The organism is Xanthomonas sp. JAI131 (genome assembly GCF_013410075.1).
Classification (GTDB): domain Bacteria; phylum Pseudomonadota; class Gammaproteobacteria; order Xanthomonadales; family Xanthomonadaceae; genus Xanthomonas_A; species Xanthomonas_A bonasiae.
In genome coordinates this window covers 461,356-483,404 of sequence record NZ_JACCCN010000001.1, presented here as the reverse complement: position 1 = coordinate 483,404, position 22,049 = coordinate 461,356, and the positions used below count along the sequence as shown (strand labels likewise).

Genomic DNA, 22,049 nt, shown 5'->3' with positions numbered 1-22,049 from the left:
GGCCAGGCGTTCGGCGCAACGCGCGCCAGTGGCGCTCCATGATCGGCAGAACCGCTGCCATCCATGGCGTAACACTCGCACTCCAGAACGTCCGGCCCGGCCATCCATGGCCGGGCGTTCGGGAACGCGCGAGCCAATGGCTCGCAAGCGCGTTCCCTCACCCCTTCACGCTACCCAGCAGCAAGCCCTGGATGTAGTAGCGCTGCAGCGCCAGGAACAGCGCCAGCACCGGGATCACCGTCACCACCGCGCCGGCCATCATCATCTCCACGTCCATGATGTGTTCGCGCGACAGCGCCGCCAGCGCCACCGGCAGGGTGTAGTGCTCCTGGTCGGTCAGCACGATCAACGGCCACATGAAGTCGTTCCACGCGGCCATGAAGGTGAAGATGGTCAGCGTCACCAGCACCGGCTTGAGCATCGGCAGCACGATCTGGAAGAAGATGCGCAGCTCGCCGGCGCCGTCGATGCGCGCGGCCTCCAGCAGTTCGTCCGGGATCGAGCGCGCGTACTGGCGCACCAGGAAGATGCCGAACACCGTAGCCAGCGCCGGCACCACCACCCCGCCGAAGTTGTTGACCAGGTGCAGCTGCTTCATCAGCAGGAACAGCGGCAGCATGGCCACCTGCGCCGGGATCACCAGCGCCGCCAGCAGGATCTGGAAGATCCGCTCCTTGCCGACGAAGCGCAGCTTGGCGAAGGCGTAGCCGGCCATGGTGTTGATCAGCAGCGAGCCGAAGGTGATCGCGCACGACACCAGCAGGCTGTTGGCGAAGTTGCGCGCCATGCCGGTCCGCGAGAACAGCTCGCCGTAGTTGGCCAGGGTCGGGCCGGTCGGCAGCATCGGCGGCGGGAAGTGGCTCGCCTGCCCCGCCGGCATGAACGACACCGACACCATCCACAGCAGCGGCGCCAGGCTGATCAGCGCCAGCACCAGCAGCCCGCCGTTGACCAGCAGCGTGTTCCAGCGCGACGCGCCGATTTCGCGGCTCATACCAGGTCCTTCTTGCGGCCGAAGCGCAGCATCACGGAGGTCACTCCCAGGATGATCAGGAACAGCAGGAACGCCACCGCCGACGCGCGGCCGAGGTTCCACCACTTGAAGCCTTCCTCGAACATGAAGTACAGCACGCTGACCGTGCTTTGCAGCGGGTCGCCGCGGGTCATCACGTAGGGTTCGGCGAACAGCTGGAAATAGCCGGACACGGTGATCACTCCGACCACCAGCAGCACCGGACCCAGCATCGGCAGGGTGATGTGCAGGAACTGCCGCCACTTCGACGCGCCGTCGATGCGCGCGGCCTCGTACAGGTCCTGCGGGATGCCCTGCAGGCCGGCGAGGAAGATCACCATGTTGTAGCCGAAGTTCTTCCACACCGCGAACAGCATGATCGTCGGCATCGCCCAGTGCGGGTCGCCGAGCCAGTCGATCGGGCCGATGCCCAGATGGCTCAGGCCGTAGTTGACCAGGCCGTAGCTGGTGTGGAACAGGTAGCGCCAGATCACCGCCACCGCCACCAGCGTGGTCACCACCGGCGCGAACAACGCGGTGCGGAACAGCGGCTTGAACCGCGCCACCGGCGCATTGAGCAGCAGCGCCGCACCCAGCGAGGCGCCGATCGACAACGGCACGCCGACGATGACGAAGTAGGTGGTGTTCCACAGCGACTTCCAGAACATCTGCGTCTGCAGCAACTCGATGTAGTTGCCGAAGCCGACGAAGCGCAGGTGGTTGCTGTCGGCCAGCGCGTACAGGTCGAAGTCGGTGACGCTCAGCGCCAGCGCCGACAGCACCGGCAGGCCGAAGAACACGCCGATCACGATCAGCGCCGGCCCGGCGAACAGCCAGCCGGCCAGGGAACCGCGCTTCATGGCGCCGCTCCCGCAGCCGCTGCGGCCGCTGCCTGCGGATGCTGCTGCTGGTAGATCCAGCGCCGCTTCTCCAGGATTTCGTCCACGCGCTTGTCCAGGTCCTGCACCGCCTTCTCCTGGCTTTCGCCGCCGCGCACCACGCGCTCGGTGACCAGCCGCATTTCCTGCACGATGCGCTCCCACTCCAGCACCTTCGGCGCCGGCTTGACCCGCTCCAGCTGGTCGCGGAACGCATGCGCCAACGGATCGTTGGCCAGCGACGGGTACTCCCAGGTGCTGCGCCGCGGCGGCATGTCGCCGATCAGCGCATGGAACCGCGCCTGGGTCTGCGGCCGCGACAGGAACTCGATCAGCTTCCACGCCGCGTCCTTCTGCTGCGACTTGCGGAAGATCACCAGGCTGGTGCCGCCGGCGATGCCGGCGCCCGGGCCGCTCGGGCCCGGCAGCGGCATGGTGCCCCACTGCCCTTTCAGCGCCGCCGGCTCCAGCTTGCGGAACTCGCGGATATTCCACGGCCCGGAGATGTAGAACGCGTAGAAGCCGTTGAAGAATTCGTCCCACACGTTGGAGATCTGGGTCTCGGACATCTTCGGCGCCCAGCCCTGTTCGAACATGTTGGCGTAGAAGCCCAGCGCCTTGCGGAAACCGGGGCTGCGGAAGTTGCCGTAGTTGTTGTGGTCGCGCAGCAGCGGATCGTCCAGCTGCAGGCCCAGCGACAGCTGCTGCTCGAATTCGTTGATCGGCATCAGGATCGCGTAGCGCTTCGGCCCCACGTGCTTCTTCACCGCCGCCATGGCCTGCTCCCACTCGGCCCAGGTCTGCGGCAGCTTGTCCACGCCGGCCTCTTTCAGCATGTCCTTGCGGTAGAACAGCAGGCGCGTATCCACGTACCACGGCACCCCGTACAGCTGGCCGTCGATGACGCTGGTGTCCCAGATGCCGGCGAAGTAGTCCTTCGGATCGACAATCTTGGACTTGTCCACGTAGGGCTGCAGCGGCTGCAGCGTGTCCAGCGCGGCGAATTCGGGGATCCAGGTGTTGCCGAGCTGGCACACGTCCGGCAACCCGTCGGCGGCGAACGCGGTCAGCAGCTTTTCGTGCGCGGCGGTCCACGGGATGTTCTGGATGTCCACGTGGATGCCGGGATTCTCCTTCTCGAACTCCGGGATCAGCTCGGCCACCACCTCGGCCTCGCGGCCCATCGCCCAGAACCGCACCACCTCGCCCTGCGGCGCGCGCGCGCAACCGCACACGGCCAGCACCAGCATGCCCAGCGTCACGTACCGGCGCATCGTCCGCACAGCGCTCATTGCGGATTCTGCGGCTGGCGCTGCGCGGGATTGGGCTGCGCTTCGGCGGACGCGGCGCGCGACTCGGCGATGCCCAGCGCCCGGGCCGTGGCCGCCTGCTCGTCCTTCTTCGGCAACGGCTGGGTCTCGCCCTCCGGGGTCAGCCAGCCGCCGCTGAAGCCGGCGCGCTCCAGGCCGGTCCGCAGGTACTTGTTCTTCTTCATCACGTTCCAGACGAACTCGTTGCGGTAGTTGGCGATCATGGTGACGATCGCGCCCTGGTCGATGCCGATGTAGTCGCCGGCGACCCAGCCGCGGTTGGGCAGCATGCGCCCGGTCTTGAGCGGGATATCGTAGTTGAAGCTGGGATTGAACGAATCCAGGAAGCCGTAGCTGGAATAGATGTAGTCGCCGAAGCGCTTGTGCATCTCCTGGGTCGCCGGGATCACCACTTCCGGCGCGAACACGATCGAGGACACCGCCGCGGTCGGCGCGATGGTGCCGTCGTCGAAGGCTTCGAACAATCCGGCGCCGCGGGTGCGGTAGTGGAAGAACTGGCGCTGTTCGCCGCGGTAGTCCTGGGTGGTGTTCTGCGGGCCGTCGCTGGCGGTCAGGCCCCACACGTTCTCGCCGTACTCCTTCCACTTCATCGGGTTGTCGATGGCGTACTCGCGCTGCGCGAGCGTGGCGCGGCGGCTGTTGAGGAAGTAGTCGATGCCGTGCTCGCGCATGTACTGGTCCTGGATGTCGCGGAAGTCGATCCAGACGTGGTTGTACTGGTGCGCGAACAACGGCCCGAACGCCAGATATTCCTGGCCGTAATACACGCCCCAGTCCTTGTTGTAGGTGCGGGTCCACTCCAGCCACGCATCGGGTTCCACCGGATGGGTCGGCGAGCCGAGCGCCAGCAGGTAGACCATCATGCCTTCGTTGTAGCCCATCCAGTCGTGCTGGATGAAGCCGCGCTCGGGGTACCAGCCCATCGTGATCAGCGGCGTGCGCTGCTGCATCCACTTCCAGTCCACGCGGCGGTACAGCGTGTCGGCGATCTGGCGGATCTCCTTCTCGTCGGCGCTGTCGCCTTCGTAGTAGGACTGCGCGAACAGCACGCCCATCATCAGCAGCGCGGTGTCCACGCTCGACAGCTCCACCCACTGGTCGTAGCGCAGGCCTTTCTGCATGTCCAGGAAGTGGTAGTAGAAACCCTTGTAGCCGGCGCGACCGGTGCGCTGCGGACCGACCGGCACGTCGCGCAGGAAGCGCAGCGTGGTCAGGGTGCGTTGCACCGCCTGCTCGCGGCTGATCCAGCCGTTCTCGTAACCGATCGGATAGACGGTGAGCGCAAACCCGATCGAGGCGATGCTGGCGAACGGGCGCGACGGGTAGCGGTCGACCGCCAGGCCGTTCTGCTCGTTGGTGGTGTCCCAGAAGAACTGGAAAGTGCGCCGTTCGATGTCGTCGAACAGCGGCGGCAACTCGGGTTTGACCAGCTTGGGGGGAAGTTCCGCTTCGATCAGGATCACTTTTACCGGCTTCTTGTCCGCTACGGAGGGCTCCTCGGTTTTCTTGCAGGATGCCAGCAGCGCTGCCGCCGCCAGCAGCAGGACCAATGGTGAGCGTGCGACGCTGCCCAGTTTCATGCCTTCGACACCCCTGTGAAATCGTTTACATGCATGTGCGAAATTATCCTACTTCCCGCCTCGCCGCGACCACCCTAAACGTTCCGGGGTGGCCGCGGCAAAGCCTTTACCAATCCAGGCCCAGCGACAGCTTCGCGGTACGGGTCGCGTACTGGTCGTAGCCGGTATAGGTCCCGCTGTCCCAATCGACGCTGTACGAGTCGTAGTTCTTCCAGTTGAAGACGTTCAGCACATCCAAGCGCATCTTCAGCTTGACGTTGGACCCGGTGTCCCACACCTTCTGCGCCGCCAGGTCCAGCTGCTTGATGCCCAGCGTGGTGTCGGGATGGAACTGGCGGATGCGGCACTGCCCGTCCGACGGGCAATAGGTGGTGTAGTAGTACTCCGGCGTGGACAGCGTCAGCTTGCCGGAGAACGTAGTGTCCCAGGGACCGTCGGCGACGCCGCTGATCACCAGGCGGTGCCGCGCCACGCCGCCGGAGGTGAACCAGCCGTAGCCGGAGAGCGTCGGGTAGTCCAGCGCATAGTGCTCGCCGAACTGCCGGTTCTCCTTGGCGTTGCTGTAGGTGTAGGCGAAGTTCACGCTCCACGGCGACTCGGACGTGTACGGCTTCTCCAGGCTCAGCAGCAGCGAGTTGTTGCGCGTCTCCAGACCGTTCATGCCCAGGATCAGCGACCCGTAGCCCGGCACGCCATAGTCCCACGGCGAGCCGGAGATGGTGCCTGCCTCGAAGAAGCTGCCGTCCGGACGCCGGTTGCCCAGCAGGAACACCAGGCCGTCCTTGGACACGATGCGCTGCAGGGTCACCGAACTGTTCCAGCCGTAGCCCAGCATCTGGAACGTGTCGCGGATGCCGAGGCTGAACTGGTCCGAATACGGCACCTTCAGGTTGTTGGCCAGCAGGTCGACCTCGCGGCCGGCCGCCGAGTTGTTCGCCACCAGCCCGTCGAGCGTGGACTGCTGCAGCAGCGAATCGTCCCACTCCAGGCAATTGTTGACGCCGACCGTGCACGGATGCGCGGCGGTGTTGACCGAATAGCCGTAGCTGCCGTAGGTGGCCTTGGTCTGCTCCAGCGCCAGGTAGTCGAACAGATTGCGGTCGTAGGAGCGCCCGGCGCCGCCGAACAGCACGTGCTTCTGGTCGCCGCTCAGGTCGTAGGAGAAGCCCAGGCGCGGCTGCCAGGCATCCTTGAACGCATGCCGGTTGCTGCCGTCGCTGATGTAGTTGGAGATGTCGATCCCGCCCAGCGCCAGCGTCTGCGCATAGGTCTGGCCAGTCGGCGCGTTCGGATCCTGGCTGTAGATGGCCGCCACCACGTCCGGATCGGTCACATAGTTCAGGTAGCTCGGCGTCTTTTCGTAGTCCCAGCGCAGGCCCAGGTTCAGGGTCAGCCGGTCGTTGACCTCCCAGTCGTCCTGGAAATAGAGGCCGAACTGCTTGTTCTTGGACGTCAGCGTGCCCTGACTGGTGCCGGTGAGGCCGGAGGCGAAGCTGATGTAGTACGGCACCGAGGTGCTGTCGTTGATGTCGTAGTAGTACTGCGGGTTGTACGGCTGCTGCTCGAGCGTGGTCAGCTCGACCTGCTTGTACTTCACGCCCATCTTGAGGGTGTGGCCCTCCCAGCCGGAGAAGGTCAGGTCGTCCTGGAAGGAGTGGCCCGTCTGTCCCTTGTGCTGGTAGCCGCCCGAGCCGGCGCCGGTGGCCAGGATCACGTTGCCGGTGTTGCCCGCGCCGTCGGTCAGCACATAGCCGTCGCCGAAGTTCTTCGGCTCCAGCGACCAGAACGCCTTCTCGTAGGTCAGGTGCGCATCGTTGAGCCAGTCGCCCATGGTCAGCTGCCAGCGCAGGTCCACCCGGGTTTCGTCCACCTGGTTTTCGGTGGCATAGGACTCGGTGTTCTGCGCGCCGACGTTGCCCAGGCCGGTTTCCTCGCGGCGCTTGGCGGTCAATTCGAGCAGGTTGTTGTCGTCGATCGCCCAGTCGATCTTGCCGAAGTACAGGTCCTCATGGAACGGCACGGTGCTGTTGCGCACCGCCGACTGCACGGACGCGGGCAGTTCGGACACGGTGTAGCCCTGGCCCGGATACACGTCCTGCGGCGCGGAGTAGTCCTTGCCTTCGTAGGTCACGAAGAAATGCGCCACGTCCTTGACGATCGGGCCGCCGAACGAGAAGCCGTACTGCTCGTCCTTGGAACGGTCCTTGCTGCCCTGCGCCTTCTCCGACTCGCGCGCCGCGCGCCAATCGGAATTGCTGTAGTCCCAGAAGAAGCTGCCGTGGAAATCGTTGCCGCCGGACTTGGTCACCGCCGACACCGCCGCGCTGCTGAGCTGGTCGTACTCGGCCTTGTAGTTGGAGGTGATGACCTTGTATTCGCCGATCGCCAGCTGCGGGAACGGATTGCCGCGGCTGGAGTCCTGCCCGGTGATGCCGCCGGCCAACACGTAGTTCTTCTGGCCGACGCCATCGATGAACACATTGATGTTGTTCGCGCTCTGCGCGCCGGACTGCAGCTTGGTCGAGCCGTCGCTGGGGCTGGTCTCGAACACCATGCCGGGCACGGTATCGGCGAAGGCCAGGAAGTTGCGCGAGCTCTGCGGCAAGGCCTCGATCTGGCGCGTGGTGACGTAGGTGGCCACCTCGGAAGTCTTGGTTTCCACCGCCAGCGGCGCGGTGACCTGCACCGTGTCCAGCGTGGTGGCGCCGCCGCCAGCGGCAGTGCCGGTGCCACCGGCGGCGAGATTCAGCGTCGCCGCCTGGCCGACCTGCACGGTGATGGTCTGGCTGCTGGTGCTGTCGCCCGCCTGCACGTCGACCCGGTAGGTGCCCGGCGGCAAGCCCGCGACCGAATAGCTGCCGGACGCCGTGGTCTGGACGCTGCGGCTGAAGCCGGTCGCCAGGTTGGTCGCGGTCACTTTCGCGCTGCCGGCAGCGGCCGAATCGGCCGTCACCTGGCCGCGAATGGTGGCCGCGGTGCTCTGCGCGAGCACCGGCGCGGCGGCAAGCAGCAAACAGCCGGCCAGGGCGCAGGCAAGTGCGCTGCGTTGCGGCCGGCACGTCGATTGGATGGAAATTTTCATGAAACCCTCCCGGGGTTGTTCATGTTCTGGTTGCAGGGAAGAGCGAATTGGCCGAATGCAAGAAAGAAAAATCCAACAAGTGACGCATCATCAGCAGCGACACGGGCAGCGACGACGTTGCGCGGCCCATGCTTTTCCAACGTTTCCACCGGCACTACCCACCACGCGCGGCAAGGTCGCACTCGGATCGCCGAACGCGGGTTCGCGCTGCGGCGGCGCCGTTCCTGCGACAACGCGCTGTTTCGACCTCGTGCGCGCCCCGGCAATCGCTTGCATCCACGCTTGCAACATGTCCCTGCAACCGCCGCGGCCCCCGAACGGTGTCGGGAGCCGCGGCCGCTGCATCACCAGTTCAGGCCGAACGACAGCTTGAACGTGCGCATCGGCGACGCCAACACGCCGTTCGCGGTGCCGTACGACGTGTTGAGGTCGTCGTAGGTCCCGGTGTCGGTGTTGTAGTCGGCGTAGTTGGTCCAGTTGAACAGGTTGATGACGTCGGCGCGCACGTTGAACTTGATGCCCGCGCCGGTATCCCATTCCTTGTTCGCCGCCAGGCTGAATTCCTTGTAGCCCAGCGTGGCATCCGGCTTGTACTGGATGATATAGCACTGGTCGTTGCCGGCCAGGCAGTTGGTGCCGTAACGCGGCGTCTGGCTGGCCAGCGACAGCTTGCCCGACAGGGTGATGGCGTACGGCAACTCGTAGATGCCGGTGACCACCAGGCGATTCTTCGGGATGCCGCCGGCCTCGCGCCAGCCGTAGCCGGCCATCGACGCCTGGTCCAGCGCGTAGTGCTCGCCGTACTGGCGGTTTTCCTTGGCGTCGGAGAAGGTGTAGGCCACGGTCAGGCCCCAGCCCGACTCCTTGTCGTACGGCTTGTCCAGCTTCAGCGCCAGCTGGTTGTTGCGCGTTTCCAGGCCGTTGGTGCCCAGCACGATCGCGCTGTAGCCGCTCGGCGAATCGGTCGGCACGCCGGACGTGGTGCCGGGCAGGAAGAACGAACCGTCGGCACGACGGTTGCCGCGCAGGAACACGAAGCCGTCCTTGCTCACGATCCGGCTCAGGGTCACGTCGGTGTACCAGTCGTTGCCCCACAGATGCACCATGTTGCGCATGCCGAGGCTGAACTGGTCGGAATACGGCACCTTGATGTTGTTGTCGATCAGGTAGATCTCGCGACCGCCGCCGCCGGTGTTGCTCGACGCCAGCCCGTCCAGGCCGGCCTGGGTGGCGTAGCTCTCGTTCCAGGGCACGCACGGGTCGCCCAGGCACGGGGTCGCCACGCCATTGTTGTTGACGCTGTTGAAGTAGTAGCTGTACGACTTGAAGCTGTTGTTGAGCTGCTCCAGCGCCAGGTAGTCGAAGATGTTGCGGTCGTAGGCACGGCCGGCGCCGCCGTAGATCACGTGCGCCTGGTCGCCGAACAGGTCGTAGGAGAAGCCCAGCCGCGGCTGCCAGGCGTCCTTGAACGCCTTGCGGTTGTGGCCGTTGCTGATGTAGTTGGAGATGTCGTAGTTGGCGTTGTCCAGGTTGCTCCAGTTCTGCAGCGCGCTGGCGACGTCGGCCGGGGTCACGAAGTCGAGGAACGAGGGCGTCTTCTCGTAGTCGTAGCGCACGCCCAGGTTGAGCGTCAGGTGCTCGTTGACTTCCCAGTCGTCCTGCAGATAGATGCCGTACTGCTTGTTCTTGGACACCACCGAACCGCCGCTGGTATCGCCCCAGCGCACCCGGTACGGCGTGTCGGTATCGGTCAGGATGTTGTAGTAGTACTGCGGATTGGCCGGATTGATCTGGGTCGAATCCAGCTCGATGTCCTTGTACTTGAAGCCCATCTTGACCGTGTGGCTGCCGTGCCAGTCCATGCTGTTCAAGGTCAGGTCGTCCTGCAGGGTCCAGCCTTCCTGCCCCTTGTTCTGGTAGCTGCTGCCGGCGCCGGCGGTGAGGATGGTGGTCTCGTTGCCGGCCTGCGGCACGTACGACAGCACGTAGCCGCTGCCGTTGGTCAGCGGATTCTGGGTCCAGTACGCGCTCTCGTAACTCAGGTTCAAGTCGTTGAGGAACGCGGCGCCGGTGTACTGCCAGCGCAGGTTGGCGCGCTTCTCTTCCTGGCCGTTGCTGCTGCCGTGCTGGTAGGTGGTGGTCTCGCCGATGTCCGACAGCTCGTCTTCCTTGCGGTACTTGCCGCTCAGCTCGAACAGGCTGTTGTCGCCGATGGTCCAGTCGATCTTGCCGAAATACAGGTCTTCCTTGAACGGGGTGCTGTAGGTGGTGACCAGCGGCTGCAGTTCGCTCGGCAGCTGATCGACGCGGTCGGCATAGATGCCGCCCGGGATCACCGTATTGGGCGTGGTGTATTCCTTGGCCTCGTAGGCGATGAAGAAATGCGCGCGATCCTTCAGGATCGGGCCGCTGAACGTCGCGCCGTACTGGGTTTCGGAGAAATCGTCGCGCTTGCCGGCTTCGCGTTCCAGCGGACTCTCGGCGCGCCAGTCGTCGTTGGTGGTGTCCCAGAAGAAGCTGCCGTGGAAATCGTTGCCGCCGGACTTGGTCGAGGCGACGATCGCCGCGCTGCTGACCTGGTCGAACTCGGCCTTGTAGTTGGAGGTGATGACCTTGTACTCGCCGATCGCCGACTGAGGGAACGGATTGCCGCGGCTGGAGTCCTGGCCGCTGACGCCGCCGGTCAGCACGTAGTTCTTCTGGCTGATGCCGTCGATGTAGACGTTGGTGCCGTTGGCCGAGGTCGCGCCGGAGCGCACCGTGGTGTTGCCCTTGGCGTCGCGCTGGAACTGCACGCTCGGCACGCTGTCGGCCAGTTCGAGGAAGTTGCGCGTGGCCTGCGGCAGCTTCTCGATCTGCACGTTGGAGATGTAGGTGGCGTTCTCGGAGGTGCGGGTCTCCACCAGCACCGGCGGCGCGGTGACCTGTACCGCGTCAAGCGTGGTGGCGCCTTCGGCGCCGGCGCTGGCGGCCGGTGCGGCGGCGCCGAGGTTCAGCGTCGCGGTCTGGCCGACCTGCACGGTGACGTTCTGCGAGGTGGTCTGGCCATTGGCGGTCAGGTCGATGCGGTACGAACCCGGCGGCAGGCCGCCGACCGCATAGCTGCCGTTGTTGACCTGCACGGTGCGCGACAGACCGGTCGCCAGGTTGGTCGCGGTGACCTGCGCTTGCGCCGACGGCGCCGACTCCAGCGCGACCTGCCCACGGATCGTGGCGGCGGTGCTCTGCGCGAACGCCGGTGCGGCGCTCAGCAGCAGGCAGCTGGCCAGCGCACAGGTGAGAAGCTTGCGCGCAGGCCTAGCCGCGGTCTGATTACGTTGATGCATGAAAACCCTCCAGGTTGGTTCTTAGTTGTTGTAGCGACTGCGTAAACAAGGAAAAAAGTGCAGCAAGTGAAGCGTTGAAAACAGCATGGCGACAGCGGCGTCGGCGACGTTGCTCCTCCTATTTCTTCGTGACGTTGCGACTGGAATCGCGCACGACGAGCAGCGGCGTCAGCGTCTGCCGCAGCCCCTCGTCGTTTCCCGGTTGATCGATCAACTGCAGCAGGCGCCGCATCGCCTGCTCGCCGAGGCCGGCGATACTCACCTGCATGGTGGTGAGAGACGGGTGAACGAAGCGCGCCAGCGGGATGTCGTCGAAGCCGGCCAGCGCGATGTCGTCGGGCACGCGCACGCCGGCCTGGGCGAAGGCGTACAGGCAGCCGAGCGCGGTCATGTCGTTGGCGGCGAACACCGCATCGGGCAGCGTGCCCGACTGCAGCATCGCCTGCCCGGCACGATGGCCCGAGGCTTCGTCGAACTGTCCGGGAAACTCCTGGCCCTGCGCCTGGCCCGGATGCGCGGCGATCGCGTCGCGGAACCCGCGCAGGCGTTCGCGCGCATCGAAGTTCAGGTCCGGGCCGCCGACGAAGGCGATGCGGCGATGGCCCATCGCCAGCAGGTGCTCGGTCATCGCCATCGCGCCGGCATGGTCGTCGATGCTCAGTACCGGATACTCGGCGCCCGGCAGATAGGTGTTGATCAGCACCGTCGGCAGCGCCTGCGGCAGGTTGTCGGTGAGAAAGCCGGGACGCTCGGCGTACGGCGACAGCACCAGCAGGCCGTCCACGCGCCCGCGCATCGCGCGCAGCGCGCGGCCCTGCTCTTCCGGATCGCCGTGGTAGCTGGACACCAGCAGATGCTGGCGGCGCGCGCGCGCCGCGCCGTCGATGCCGCGGATCAACTCGGAGAAGAACTCGCCGTACAGGTCCGGCAGCACCACGCCCAGGGTCTGGGTGCGACGGCTGCTGAGGCTGCGCGCGGCCGCATGCGGGCTGTAGCGCAGCCGCTCGGCCACTTCCAGCACCAGCTTGCGTACCGGCTCGGCGACGTTCTCGTGGCCGTTGAGCGCACGCGACACCGTGGCCACCGATACCCGGGCCTCGCGTGCGACATCTTTGATGGTGACCGCGCTCTTCGCCATCGTGCCGCCCTCCGCGGCCGAGACATTGAGAAACTGGCGCGGACTGTAATCGTTTTCAGGACGAGGCAGAAGCCTTTTGTTATTTTTTCAATAAAAACGTTTCAATTCAAACACTTGACCCATCGCAAAATCGCCAAAATCATGACGCGCCGCAGCATAATAACGGCCTGGATCCCGCTTTTTTCGGCTGCCGCGGCATGCGCGCGGCACTGCGGACGGTCCGCCGCGAGGCCCTGCGCGACGGGTCAGGCGGCCTCGCGCGGCGCCTCGGCGCGGATCGACAGCGCGTGGATGTCGCTCTCCATCATCGTGCCGAGCGCGGCGTAGACCGCGCGGTGCCGGGCCAGCGGCGCCATGCCGGCGAAGGCGGCACTGACGATGCGCACATTGAAATGACCGCGCCCGTCGCGCGCCCCGGCGTGGCCGGCATGGCGGTGGCTGTCGTCCTCCACTTCCAGCGACTGCGGCGCGAACGCCGCCTGCAACGCGGCGCGGATGCGCTCGACCCGGCTCGCGGCCATCTCGCCCACGGCAGGCCCGCTCACGGCAAGGTCTTCCGGAACGGCCGCACTTCGACCCGCGCGTAGACGCCCGCAGCCACGTACGGATCGGCCTCGGCCCAGGCCCGGGCCTGCGCCAGCGAGTCGAACGCCGCCACCACCAGGCTGCCGCTGAACCCGGCCGGACCCGGGTCCTCGGCGTCGATCGCCGGGCACGGACCGGCCAGCAGCAGGCGGCCGTCCTGCTGCAGAGCTTCCAACCGGGCCAGGTGCGCCGGCCGTGCCGCCGCCCGCCGCGGCAGCGCATCGGCGCCGTCGTATCCCTCGATCACGTACCACATACCGCCACCCGCCTTTCGTTTCGCGTATGAACCCCGCACAATTCTAGCGCCACGGCGCTGGACACCGACCCGGCTGGCGCATTACCCTTGGTTCCATTGCACGCGGCCGGATGCAGCGGCCCGTCGGTGATTGGCTCCCCCAGCCCCTTCCGACGACCGATTCGCTGCCTGACACCGCCCGCGCAGACGTCCTCCTCAAGCTGTTCCGTCGCCGCGACTCGTGCGGCGTACGCCTTGTGTCCTGTTGAAGTGTGGATCGCGTTGCGGGGATGACGCGACGTGAACTGCAGTACTGCTGGCAAGGCCCCGAGCCGGATCGCCCCTGCCCGGCCCTTCGCTACCGCAACACCTGATGTACCTGACGTCCAACTGATGACCTCCGAACTCGCGCTCGACGCGAACCCGCCAATCCAGCAGACCGCGCCACAGCAGCAGGAAATGCCGCTGGCGGTGGTGCATGGGCAGCCGGTCCTGCAGATCCCGCAGGACCTGTACATCCCGCCGGATGCGCTGGAAGTCATCCTGGATGCGTTCGAAGGCCCGCTGGACCTGCTGCTGTACCTGATCCGCCGGCAGAACCTGGACATCCTGGACATCCCCGTCGCCGAGATCACCCGGCAGTACGTGGACTACATCAACGTGATGCAGGAGCTGCGCTTCGAACTGGCGGCCGAATACCTGGTGATGGCCGCGATCCTGGCCGAGATCAAGTCGCGGATGCTGCTGCCGCGACCGCCGGCGCAGGAAGGCGAGGAAGCCGATCCGCGCGCCGAACTGGTCCGCCGCTTGCAGGAGTACGAACGTTTCAAGCAGGCCGCCGAGGACATCGACGCGCTGCCGCGGCAGGACCGCGACACCACGCCGGTGCAGGCGCATGTGCCCGACCGCGCCGCGGTGAAGCTGCCGCCGCCGGTGGAGCTGAAGGAAATGCTGCTGGCGCTGTACGACGTGCTCAAGCGCGCCGAGCTGTTCAGCGGCCACGCGATCAAGCGCGAGGCGCTGAGCGTGCGGCAGCGGATGGGCGATGTGCTGAGCCGCCTGGACGACGGCCGGTTCTACCGTTTCGAATCGCTGTTCAGCGCCGAGGAAGGCAAGCTGGGCGTGCTGGTCACCTTCCTGGCCTTGCTGGAACTGGCCAAGGAGCAGTTGCTGGACATCGTCCAGGAGCCGATGGATCAGGTCGTTCGCAACGGCGAACGGCTGCCGCTGGCGCCGATCTACGTCAAGTCGCTGGCGCTGGGCAACACCAACGAACCGCTGCAGTTCAACAGCGAGTTCGACGATACCGACGCCGCCAACGACCCTACCTGAGTTTTCGAAGACCCCCTTACGCATGGATCAAGCGCTGATCAACCGCATCGTCGAGGCCGCCCTGCTCGCCGCCAACCAACCGCTGCCGCTGGCCCAGCTGCACGGCCTGTTCCCCGAGGACGAGCCGGCGCCGCCGGGCAGCATCGAGCGGGCGCTGGAGCAATTGCGCGAGGCCTGCGCCGGGCGCGGCGTGGAACTGGTGGAAGTGGCCTCCGGCTTCCGCTACCAGGTCAACAGCGAGGTGCACCCGTGGGTGGCGCGGCTGTGGACCGAGCGCAAGACCCGCTACACCCGCGCCACGCTGGAGACCCTGGCGCTGATCGCCTACCGCCAGCCGATCACCCGCGGCGAGATCGAGCAGGTGCGCGGCGTGGCGGTCAGCAGCAACATCATCCAGGCGCTGGAAGAGCGCGAGTGGATCCGCGTGGTCGGCCACCGCGACGTGCCCGGCAAGCCGGCGCTGTTCGGCACCACCAAGGGCTTCCTCGACTACTTCGGGCTCAAGCGCCTGGACGAACTGCCGCCGCTGTCGGAACTGAAGGACATCGGCGAACTGGAACCGCAACTGCAGCTGGACCGCGACACCCTGCCGGTCGGCGACATGGCCCAGGCCGGAGCGGCCGATGCCGACACCGATGCCGACGCAGCCACGTCGGCAGCGGATGCCGACGCGGCCGACGCGCCGCCCGCCGAGGCGAGCGACGAAGACAACGGCACCACACCCGATCCGGATACTGCGCCCGAGCTAGACGCAGCAAAGGCCGAAGCCGACAGCGCAGCCGATCCGCACGCTGCGGACGACACCGCCGCAGCGCACAGCGATACCGATACCGAACGCGAGACCGATGCAGACGCCGCCACGGCGACTGCCTCGTCTGCAGACACCGCCCCGACGGGCGAACCCGAAGCCGCGCCGGGCGAGCGCGCGGCGGATGCGAACGAAGCCGAAGACAACGCCGTCGCGACGACGACCGTGGCTGTTGACGATGCCGATTCCGAACCACAGGCCGACGCACCCCGCGCCGGCCGGAGCCAAGTAAATGAGTGACACCTCCCGCAAGCTGTCGTTGAACAAGCTCTCGCTCAAGCGCGATGCCGCCGGCGAGCAGCCGAAACTGGAAGAACGCCTGCACAAGGTCCTGGCGCAGGCCGGCCTGGGGTCGCGCCGCGCGCTGGAGCAGCGCATCGCCGACGGCCTGGTCAAGGTCAACGGCGAGGTCGCGCAGACCGGCATGTCGGTCAAGAGCGGCGACAGGATCGAGCTGGACGGCCGCAGCTTCGTCGCCAGCGCGCTGACCGAGCCGGCGCGCGTGCTGATCTACAACAAGCCCGAAGGCGAAGTGACCACGCGCGAAGACCCCGAAGGCCGCCCGACCATCTTCGAGGCGCTGCCGGCATTGAAGGGCGCGCGCTGGATCGCCATCGGCCGCCTGGACATCAACACCACCGGCCTGCTGCTGCTGACCACCGATGGCGAGATGGCCAACGCGATGATGCATCCGTCCTACGAGATCGAGCGCGAGTACGTGGTGCGCGTGCGCGCCCCGGAAGGCGAGGACAAGGTGCCCGACAGCATGGTCGAGCGCCTCTCGCGCGGCGTGCTGCTGGAAGACGGCGGCGCCAAGTTCGACGAGATCGAACGCATCGGCGGCACCGATTCGCACGACTGGTTCCGCGTCGTGGTCAAGGAAGGCCGCAACCGCGAAGTGCGCCGGCTGTGGGAATCGCAGGGTTGCCAGGTCAGCCGCCTCAAGCGCACCCGCTACGGCAAGGTGGGCCTGCCGCGCGAGCTGCTGCGCGGGCAGTCGCTGGAGCTGGCGCAGGACAAGGTCGAGGCGCTGCGCGCCGAACTGAAGCTGGAAGAAGGCACCCCGTCGGCGCTGACCCTGCAGCCGGTGATCGGCCAGCGCAAGGCGGCCAAGGCCACCGTGCAGGTCGGCCGCGGCGGCAATGCCTACGTCAACGGCCACAACGTCGCCGACGAAGGCCGCGAGCTGCGCCGCTTCGACAACTTCCGCGAGGACCGCGGCCGCGGCCGCGGCGGCAAGAAGCCGCATGGCGGGCTGACCGTCAGCGGCGAGATGGCGGCCCAGCAGGCGCAGAAGCCGTTCAAGCAGCGCACCCCGAAGGGGCCCAAGCCGCTGCCGGACGGCAACCCCGCCGCGTTCCGCACCTGGTACGTGCCCGACGGCGTCAGCACCGGTCCGACCGGCCACCGCAATGCCGGTCCCGCCGCTGCCCGTGGTCCGGGCCAGGGGCAAGGCCAGGGTCGTCCCTATGGCAAGCCGCGCCCCGCCGGCGCCGGTGCCGGCCAGGGCGCAGGCCAGGGCCGCGGCGGCCAGGGACAGGGCCAGCGCAAGGCGCACCCGTACGGGCACCCGGGCAATGCGCCCAGCTTCCCGTCCGACCATGCCAACCCCGGCTTCAGCCCGTACGGCGCGGCACCGCGCTCTGCGCGACCGGCCGGCCCGCGTGCCGACGGGCAGAAGCGCGGTCCGGGCGGCCCCGGTGGTCGTCCCGGCGGCAACCGCCCCGGCGGCGGGCGTCCGGGCGGCGGCGGTCGCCCCGGTGGCGGCAACCGCGGTCCGCGCGGCGGCGGCTGAGTAGCATGCGGCCGACACCGCTGCCGGCCGCATTAAGCCAAGACCAAGGGCGCCTGCGCATGCGACGCCCTTTTTGCTGGGCGCAGATGCGGCAGGCGCTGCCGGATCCCGCCCGCCAAGGCGGCCAGCGGGAGATCGAGCAGGCGATCCCGCCGCAGACGCGCGCCGCGATGCCGCCGGCCAGGGCGTGCCGTCGGTTGCCGAGTCAGTCGCCGGGTCTGCCGGGGCGCCGGCCGGCACTGCGTCGCAGCGCCCGACTGGCGCTCGGGTCGTCGAGCCGCGCGGTGTCGGCTGGCACCCGACAAGCCCAATCCACAGCGCGTGCGCGCTGCCGCATCAGCGCTCTGGCACGGACGTGGTTCCCTTGCTGGCTTTGCCCCATGCACGCGCAGGCGCGGCGCGACCTGCGGTAGATGCCACGCCCTAAGGCGAGCCTGCCCGGCATTCCTGGCTGTAGGCCACGGCGTAGGATTTCTCCATGCACCGCGCCAGCCCTTCGACGACGTCCGCATTCGGCGGCCAGCGCATCTTGATCACCTGCCCATCCTGCATCGGCAGCTCGATGACTCCATCCTTCAACGGCGGCAGGTCCGGCGACGGCGGCACCGCGTCCAGCGCCTTCTTCGCCGCTGCCAGGCCCTTCTGGTCGTGGGCGAGGAACGCCATCGTCGCATCGACATACGGATTCCATCCGGCGGGATCCTGCGATGCAGGCTTCTTGGACGCCTGCATCAGCGCCATCGCGGCGGGATAGTCGCCGGCGAACGCGCGCAGCTGTCCCTCATGCCAATAGAGAAGACTGGCGTCGTCGGGATGCGCCTTCCTGTAGTCGCGGATCAGATCGGCAGCGGCCGTTTCGCAGCCGGGACGCGCCGCAATGGCGCGCCAACCGCCGCCGCCATCGCGCACGTCCTGATCGAACTGCTGCTGATCCAGGGCCAGCAGCCTGGGCCTGTCGATCTCGCAGGCTTGCATGCCCTGCCCGGCTGCAGACGCGTCGCGCGCCGACAGCAGCGCCATGAACACAACGGCCAGCCCGATCCTGCTCATCGATCGCCTCTCCTGCCTGCGGCATGCGCATCCGCCGGATGTCGGTGGCGATCTTGCCACGGCAAGCGGCTGGCTACGAACAAGCGTTCGATGCGATAGGTCTTGGTCCGCACAGCCGGGACATGACGCGCATGGGGCCAAGGCCCGCTGCCGCATCCGCGCATGGCCGCACGCCCGAGGCGCCGATGCGCAAAAGCGGCGAAGCCGATATCCTGGGCGTCCTGAGCTGCCCACTTCGGCGGCGGCGCCTCTACCGATCGGAGATTCCATGTCACGGAAGATACTGTTGCCCCTGTTGATCGCCGCCGTGCTGAGCCTGGGCGCGTGCAAGAAGGTGCAGGAAGAAGTCGCCGCCGCGCAGAACCCCTACCCCAAGAGCTCGCCGCTGCACGAGCCGTTCGACCGCATGCTGCGCAAGCTGGTCAACGATCCGCGCTATGTCGCGCTGCTCAAGCAGGGCGACAAGGCGCAGGCGCAGCGTGCCGGCTTCGAGCTGGCGCAGAAGGGCATCACCCGGCTGGACCATGCCACGCTGGAACAGCGCCTGGAAATCCTTGCCGCGGTCAGCGAAAAAGTGGACGTGCCCAAGTGCGCGCTGCTGGCCCGCGGCGGCAACCCGAACGACGCGCAGGCGATGAGCGCGGCGATGCTGCAGGGGCTGGAGACGCTGCCGCCGGCGCAGATCGATCAATGGTTCGAGATTTCGCTCAAGGCGACCGATGCGCAGTTGAGCAACACGCCGCCGCAGACCGTGGCGCCGGCCGATGTGCAGGCGGCGATGACCAGCCTGATCGGGGCCCTGCCCGCCGATCAGCAGCAGCGCCTGGTGAAGGTGCTGCCGCAGATGGCGCAGGCCAGCGACGCCGACGCCTGCTGGGCCGCGCGTACGCTGTACGCGCAGGCGCTGGCCGCCAAGGAACCGGTGCGCGGCCAGCTGGCCTGGGTGTTCGCTCAGCAGTGAGCGGACCTGCCGGCGCTGCGGCCTCCTGCGGGAAGCCGCCTCGCCCTGGCGCCGCTGCGATCGCAGACGGCGCCGCGCGGCTCAGCGCCGCTCGATGGTGAAACCGCCGACCGCCACGCCCAGGTCCCAGCCCTTGCCGGTGCCGGCCAGCGCCAGCGAGATATCGCCCTTGGTCATGACCTGCGCGTCGGAAGACTTGGCCGCGCCGGCATGCGCCTCGGCGGTCGCGTAGGTGCCGAACAGGTCGTTGAGGGTGTAGGCGCCGGTGAACCGGCCGCGGCCGTCGACGATCTTCGACTTGCCCACGCTCAGGCCGCCGCCCTTGGCGCTGATCTTGACCGGGATCTTGGAGCCGTTGTCGCAGGTGATGGTGCCGGTGCCGGTGGCGGTCTTGTAGAACACCGACCAGCCGGACAGATTGAAGCGCAGCTGGCAATCGATGTTGCCGGCGGCATGCGCCTGCGGCATGAAGGCGATGCCGGCGAGCAGCGCGGCGGTGGTCAACAGTTTGTTGTACATGGCGACGCTCCGTGGATGGAAAACCGGCCCGAGCGTAGCAGCGCGCCGCGCACGGCAGCGTGGTGAAACCCGCCTCCGGCACGGCGCCGTTCAGCGATCGGCGTTGGCCGCGCCCAGGGTGAAGGCGTCGGCATCGAGCATCGCCGGGAAGCGCGCGCGATGCGCGGCCAGCGCCGCCGCCGAGATCGTGGTGGTGGCCACCTGCTCGCGCTCGCGGATCTCCAGCTGCGGCTGGCCGAGGAAGTCGATCACCGCGCTGTCGCCGGCATAGTGCAGGCCGTTGCCGTCCTCGCCCACCCGGTTGACCGCGGCCACGAAGCACAGGTTCTCGATCGCGCGCGCGCGCAGCAGCGTGCGCCACGGGTAGGCGCGCGCCGACGGCCAGTTGGCGACGAAGATCTGCAGGTCGAAATCCAGCTGGCCGGGGCGCTCGACGTCGTAGCGGTTGCGGCAGAACACCGGGAAGCGCAGGTCGTAGCAGACCTGCGGATTGATCCGCCAACCCTTCCAGTCCACGCACAGCCGCTCGCGCCCGGCGGCATAGCGCTGGTGCTCGTTGGCGTAGCGGAACAGGTGGCGCTTGTCGTAGTGCTGCAGTGCGCCGTCGGGCGTGGCCCACAGCAGGCGGTTGAACACCTTTGCGGCGCCGTCCTCGCTAGGCACGCGCAACTGCACGCTGCCGGTCACCGCCGCCCCCAGCCGCGCCGCCTGCTCGCGGATCCAGGCCACGGTCGGCCCATCCATGCCCTCGGCCTGGTCCAGCGCCTCGTTGGAGAAACCGCTGGTGAAGGTCTCCGGCAGGATCACCAGATCGGTCGCTCCGGCCAGCGGCGCCAGCAGCTCGGCGTAGTGCACGCGATTGCCGGCCGGATCGTGCCAGCGGGTGTCGCCTTGGATCAGGGAGATGCGCAGATCGGTCATTGAGGGGCCGGGATTTGGGATTGGGGATTCGGGATTGGCAAAAGCGGGATTTGAACTCGTGATTGGGATCGGTAAGCAGACTTTCCGCTAAAGGGGTACCTAGCTTCTCCGAATCCCCAATCCCGAATCCCCAATCCCGGCGGTTGCGCGCTACAGCGCGCGCAACCGCTCGATCGCCGCATCCAGCGTCGCTTCGTTCTTGGCGAAGCACAGCCGGGCCAGGCGCTGGCCCGGCGGCGGGGTCTGGTAGAACGGCGACAGCGGGATCGCCGCCACGCCCTTCTCGATGGTCAGCCACTTCACGAACTCGGTGTCGGGCAGGTCGCTGATGGCCGAGTAATCGACCAGCTGGAAGTAGCCGCCCGGCACCGGCAATGGCTTGAGCCGGATGGTCAGCAGCTGTTCGCGGAAGCGGTCGCGCTTGGCCTGGTAGAACGCGCCCAGTTGCTCGTCGTGCTCGGGTTCGTCGCGGATCATCGCGGCGAAGGCGTACTGGGCCGGGCCGAAGCTGGTGAAGGTGTTGTACTGGTGGACCTTGCGGAATTCGGCGCTCAGCGCCGGCGGCGCGATCGCGTAGCCGATCTTCCAGCCGGTGCAGTGGTAGGTCTTGCCGAAGCTGGAGACGACGAAGGCGCGTTCGCGCAGTTCCGGCCAGCGCAGCACCGATTCGTGGCGGCGGCCGTCGAACACGATGTGCTCGTAGACCTCGTCGGAGATCAGGAAGATATCGCTGCCGCGCAGCAGGTCGGCCACCGCCTGCAGATCGTCGGCGCCGAGCATCGCGCCGGACGGGTTGTGCGGGCTGTTGAGGATCAGCAGCCGCGTGCGCGGGGTGATCGCCGCGCGCACCCGCTCCCAGTCCACCGCGAAACTTTGCGGGTCCAGCGGCACGTGCACCGCGCGCGCGCCGGCCAGGTCGATCGCCGGCTCGTAGCTGTCGTAGGCCGGATCCAGCACGATCACCTCCTCGCCCGGCCGCACCACCGCATGGATGGCGTTGAACAGCGCCTCGGTGGCGCCGCTGGTCACGGTGACCTCGGTGTCCGGATCGACCTGCGCGCCATAGCAGCGCAGCGCCTTGCCGGCGATCGCCTGGCGCAGCACCGGCACCCCGGTCATCGGCGGATACTGGTTGTGGCCGTCGCGCATCGCCTGGGCGAGCGTGTCGATCAGCCGCGCCGGCGCGGCGAAGTCGGGAAAGCCCTGGCCCAGGTTGACCGCACCGTGCTCGGCGGCCAGTTGCGACATCACGGTGAAGATGGTGGTGCCCACCTTGGGCAGCTTGGTCTGCGGGTGCATGCGTCCGGGTACGGGAGCGGGAAAGCGTCGAGTGTACGCAAAGCCGCTTGCCGGCGATGCGTCGTCGCCGCGCAAAACAGCGTTCTTCGCGCGGCCCACTGGGCCGGCGCCGCCGTCGCCGCGGCGGCGCCCGCGCCGGGTGGCCGCATGCCGATACAATGCGCGCCTCCCGCACCCACCGCCTGCCGCCGCGCCCG

17 protein-coding genes are annotated in these 22,049 nt (G+C 67.4%); 4 read left to right on the top strand and 13 right to left on the bottom strand.

Features of this window, described 5'->3' with window-relative positions; genetic code table 11:
* Positions 1-157: 157 nt before the first annotated feature.
* The 9 genes from HDC36_RS02020 to HDC36_RS01980 form a co-directional block, all read right to left on the bottom strand.
* Positions 158-994: a carbohydrate ABC transporter permease gene (locus tag HDC36_RS02020; RefSeq protein ID WP_179564000.1), complete on the bottom strand. Its 837-nt coding sequence runs from the start codon at positions 992-994 to the stop codon at positions 158-160.
* The gene (locus HDC36_RS02015) at positions 991-1,872 is read right to left on the bottom strand and encodes a sugar ABC transporter permease (protein ID WP_179563998.1); all 882 of its coding nucleotides are present in this window, start codon (positions 1,870-1,872) and stop codon (positions 991-993) included. The genes HDC36_RS02020 and HDC36_RS02015 overlap by 4 nt, the downstream gene beginning before the upstream one ends.
* On the bottom strand, positions 1,869-3,140 hold the full coding sequence (locus HDC36_RS02010) for a sugar ABC transporter substrate-binding protein (RefSeq protein WP_241092811.1): 1,272 nt from the start codon (positions 3,138-3,140) through the stop codon (positions 1,869-1,871). The genes HDC36_RS02015 and HDC36_RS02010 overlap by 4 nt, the downstream gene beginning before the upstream one ends.
* Before the next feature lie 38 nt (positions 3,141-3,178).
* Entirely contained in the window at positions 3,179-4,801 is a 1,623-nt protein-coding gene (locus tag HDC36_RS02005; RefSeq protein ID WP_179563996.1) for a glucoamylase family protein, read from the bottom strand.
* A gap of 106 nt (positions 4,802-4,907) precedes the next feature.
* On the bottom strand, positions 4,908-7,883 hold the full coding sequence (locus HDC36_RS02000; RefSeq protein WP_179563995.1) for a TonB-dependent receptor: 2,976 nt from the start codon (positions 7,881-7,883) through the stop codon (positions 4,908-4,910).
* Positions 7,884-8,227: 344 nt separating this feature from the next.
* Positions 8,228-11,209 carry a TonB-dependent receptor gene (locus tag HDC36_RS01995; RefSeq protein ID WP_179563993.1) on the bottom strand — a complete coding sequence of 994 codons (2,982 nt, stop codon included), beginning with the start codon at positions 11,207-11,209 and terminating at the stop codon, positions 8,228-8,230.
* 118 nt (positions 11,210-11,327) lie between these two features.
* A complete protein-coding gene (locus tag HDC36_RS01990; protein WP_179563991.1) occupies positions 11,328-12,347 on the bottom strand; it encodes a LacI family DNA-binding transcriptional regulator in 1,020 nt (339 codons plus the stop codon).
* A gap of 245 nt (positions 12,348-12,592) precedes the next feature.
* A complete protein-coding gene (locus HDC36_RS01985; protein ID WP_179565551.1) occupies positions 12,593-12,868 on the bottom strand; it encodes a BolA family protein in 276 nt (91 codons plus the stop codon).
* Positions 12,869-12,888: 20 nt separating this feature from the next.
* On the bottom strand, positions 12,889-13,188 hold the full coding sequence (locus HDC36_RS01980; protein ID WP_179563989.1) for a YciI family protein: 300 nt from the start codon (positions 13,186-13,188) through the stop codon (positions 12,889-12,891).
* Positions 13,189-13,560: 372 nt separating this feature from the next.
* Here HDC36_RS01980 and HDC36_RS01975 point away from each other — a divergent pair, with 372 nt between their 5' ends.
* From HDC36_RS01975 to HDC36_RS01965, 3 genes are read left to right on the top strand one after another with little or no spacing between them, the layout of a single operon-like run.
* Positions 13,561-14,499: a ScpA family protein gene (locus HDC36_RS01975; RefSeq protein ID WP_179563987.1), complete on the top strand. Its 939-nt coding sequence runs from the start codon at positions 13,561-13,563 to the stop codon at positions 14,497-14,499.
* A gap of 22 nt (positions 14,500-14,521) precedes the next feature.
* Positions 14,522-15,547 (top strand): SMC-Scp complex subunit ScpB, encoded by a 1,026-nt coding sequence (gene scpB, locus HDC36_RS01970; protein WP_179563985.1) that lies wholly within the window; start codon positions 14,522-14,524, stop codon positions 15,545-15,547.
* Positions 15,540-17,102: a pseudouridine synthase gene (locus HDC36_RS01965; RefSeq protein WP_179563983.1), complete on the top strand. Its 1,563-nt coding sequence runs from the start codon at positions 15,540-15,542 to the stop codon at positions 17,100-17,102. Before scpB ends, HDC36_RS01965 begins: the two co-directional genes overlap by 8 nt.
* 423 nt (positions 17,103-17,525) lie before the next feature.
* On the opposite strand, the gene HDC36_RS01960 is transcribed toward HDC36_RS01965, so the two are convergent.
* Positions 17,526-18,152: a hypothetical protein gene (locus HDC36_RS01960; protein ID WP_179565549.1), complete on the bottom strand. Its 627-nt coding sequence runs from the start codon at positions 18,150-18,152 to the stop codon at positions 17,526-17,528.
* 268 nt (positions 18,153-18,420) lie between these two features.
* Between HDC36_RS01960 and HDC36_RS01955 the strand changes: the two genes are divergently transcribed.
* Entirely contained in the window at positions 18,421-19,113 is a 693-nt protein-coding gene (locus HDC36_RS01955) for a hypothetical protein (RefSeq protein ID WP_179563981.1), read from the top strand.
* A gap of 81 nt (positions 19,114-19,194) precedes the next feature.
* Here the strand turns inward: HDC36_RS01955 and HDC36_RS01950 are convergent, their stop codons facing one another.
* The 3 genes from HDC36_RS01950 to HDC36_RS01940 all read right to left on the bottom strand — a co-directional run bounded on the left by HDC36_RS01950 (position 19,195) and on the right by HDC36_RS01940 (position 21,852).
* Positions 19,195-19,632 carry a hypothetical protein gene (locus tag HDC36_RS01950; RefSeq protein WP_179563979.1) on the bottom strand — a complete coding sequence of 146 codons (438 nt, stop codon included), beginning with the start codon at positions 19,630-19,632 and terminating at the stop codon, positions 19,195-19,197.
* 90 nt (positions 19,633-19,722) lie between these two features.
* Positions 19,723-20,553: an amidohydrolase gene (locus HDC36_RS01945; protein ID WP_179563977.1), complete on the bottom strand. Its 831-nt coding sequence runs from the start codon at positions 20,551-20,553 to the stop codon at positions 19,723-19,725.
* Between the two features lie 150 nt (positions 20,554-20,703).
* Entirely contained in the window at positions 20,704-21,852 is a 1,149-nt protein-coding gene (locus HDC36_RS01940) for a pyridoxal phosphate-dependent aminotransferase (protein ID WP_179563975.1), read from the bottom strand.
* Positions 21,853-22,049 lie beyond the last annotated feature (197 nt).